Annotated in this window: 3 protein-coding genes and 1 pseudogene; all 4 read right to left on the bottom strand. The window is 56.0% G+C overall.

Annotated elements, in window-relative coordinates; translation table 11 throughout:
• Positions 1-197: 197 nt before the first annotated feature.
• Positions 198-735 (bottom strand): annotated as a pseudogene (locus CWO89_RS43440) (IS5 family transposase); the annotation flags it as partial.
• Positions 719-1,042 (bottom strand): hypothetical protein, encoded by a 324-nt coding sequence (locus CWO89_RS43435; RefSeq protein WP_080664126.1) that lies wholly within the window; start codon positions 1,040-1,042, stop codon positions 719-721. The gene CWO89_RS43435 and the pseudogene CWO89_RS43440, both read right to left, overlap by 17 nt.
• 27 nt (positions 1,043-1,069) lie before the next feature.
• Positions 1,070-1,291: a hypothetical protein gene (locus CWO89_RS43430; protein ID WP_028168747.1), complete on the bottom strand. Its 222-nt coding sequence runs from the start codon at positions 1,289-1,291 to the stop codon at positions 1,070-1,072.
• A 98-nt stretch (positions 1,292-1,389) separates the two neighbouring features.
• Positions 1,390-1,866, bottom strand: coding sequence for a hypothetical protein (locus CWO89_RS43425; RefSeq protein ID WP_130231852.1), 477 nt, complete (start codon positions 1,864-1,866; stop codon positions 1,390-1,392).
• Positions 1,867-2,128: the final 262 nt, after the last annotated feature.

Raw genomic sequence — 2,128 nt, 5'->3', positions numbered from 1 at the left:
GGCTCTCGGGAAAACACTCTTTCGCGGCTTAATGGCTGGCCTGTGCGCTCCCCTGCCGACGCTTCGCCGACATCCTCGCGGATGCCTGCGCACGGCTCGGGGCCGATGTGGGTCGCTACTCCTTCATCGTCGTGGACTTCCACCACCTACTCCTTGCCGGTCTCCCGGCGCACCAACTGTAATGTTAGGGTTCAGACTCAATTGATCCAATAGGCGATGACTGCGGCGATGTGGACGGCAGCCAAGAAGTTTCTGGCGAGTTTGTCGTAACGAGTTGCGACACGCCGGAAATCCTTGAGCCGGCAGAAGCAACGCTCGATGACGTTGCGCCCTTTATAGGCGCGCATGCTGAAGTTGTGGAGGGTCACCCTGTTGGATTTGTTTGGAATGACGGGCTTCGCACCACGATTGACGATTTCGGCGCGAAAGCCGTCGCCGTCGTAGCCTTTGTCCCCAATGAGGGCAGACATTGGCGGCGCGAGGTCCAAAAGGGCCGGCGCTGCGGCAATATCTGCATCTTGGCCCGGAGTGAGATGAAATGCGCAAGGTTTGCAATCAGGGTCGCTCAGCGCGTGGATTTTCGTGGTCCGCCCGCCGCGCGAGCGGCCAATCGCCTGTTCATGCTCCCCCCTTTCCGCCGCTCGCCGAGCGATGCGCCTTGATCGAGGTGGAGTCGATGGACAAAGTCACGCCGTCCTTGCCGCCGCGGGCGAGCGCTTCAAAGATCGCTTGCCAATGTCACAACCACCTTCTTGCCAATTCCGAGATGTTTTTCTATCGCTGCGATTCTCTCGAGTGCGTGGTCTATCCCCTTGCGGTAGCCGGAAATATTCTCGACTTCTCGTCGAAGATCATCGAGGTCGTGACGAAGCGTTCTCAATTCCGAGTGGATTTCACTAAGCTCGCGATCAATGCGGGTGAAGCCAGCGTCGACTTTCTTCTCCAGTCGACCGATCTCGTTACGAATCTCTGTTCGAATATCCTCACCTTCTTCTTTGATAAGTCGAGCAAGCTTGTCGAAATCGGACTCCTTCTTAGCCATCCTGGAAGTATAGCACGGGGCCGATTGTCATGATCCCTTAGTCGCTCGCCTGAACTGATCGAGGCTGGATGCGAATGAAGGCAGCCGCCGATAGGTGCCATCCGAGTAGCGTTGGTAGCTCTGCCAGACGTGCGGATCGGCATCGGGGTCTCCGAAGTGCACCAATCCATCAAAGGCCCAGCCGTCGTCGGGATTGACGCCAAACCACACATCGCAAAACCGATCGCCCCGATCATCGACAAGCTGCACGAGCCAATCCGTTTTACCATGCTGACAGCGTACCTCGAATCTAAAGGCAGGTGCGTGGGAGAAGAGTTGCGGCATCAGTCGCTGGTTGAGCTCGCGCTCTAACCAGCGCTCGCGCGGTTCTCGCGCTTACGAATGAACGTCTCATATCCCTCCGGATTAACCTCCTTCAGGCGATCTAGCGCGCGCTCAGCTTCCAGATCGGCGGCCTTGCTATGACGCTGTTTGATCTCGTTTACTTTCGCTTCCATCCCTGCGAGCTGCCCCATTGCTGTTGTTACATCCTCGGATGCGATCTTGAGCTTCGCGCCTGGTGTCTCCTCGATGCCTACGAGCATCGCCCTAAGCTCTTTAACGGCATTGCAAAGAATGACCAGCTGTTCAGCTAAGCCAATCTCAGCACTTACGTCATTATCGACTTGCCGGTGAAAATTCGGTGCGATGTCCTGCACCACCGACCCGCTGAGTGGCGCGAAAAATGGAAAACTCAACCAAGAGAACCAATTAGGGTTTGACATAGAATCCTCTCGGCTATCTTGGTGTTCTTCCTCAGCATATTCCAGCAATTGGCGTGCCAATCGGCTTGGTTTCGACGATGGCGCAAAGTACAGATATCATTTCCATCGGGCATGCGAACCTAGCGCGGCCCGGATGTATACAATTCACCCTGAAATCACACGGATGTTGTAGGCTCTCGGTCATGGCAAACAGCATGATCGTCTCACAGAGAGTTCGCTGGGGTCCCGTTGATGGTCGCCCCGCAGGCATCCGCGTATAAGAGAACGAGGCTGAGGCTGACTTTATAGCGTGGCCTGACTTAGCAGTCTGCTGAAAAAGCCG

The sequence above is a fragment of the Bradyrhizobium sp. Leo170 genome (assembly GCF_004296405.1).
GTDB lineage: Bacteria > Pseudomonadota > Alphaproteobacteria > Rhizobiales > Xanthobacteraceae > Bradyrhizobium.
The sequence above is the reverse complement of the archived record's forward strand: the minus strand, read 5'-3'. Positions and strand labels throughout refer to the sequence as shown.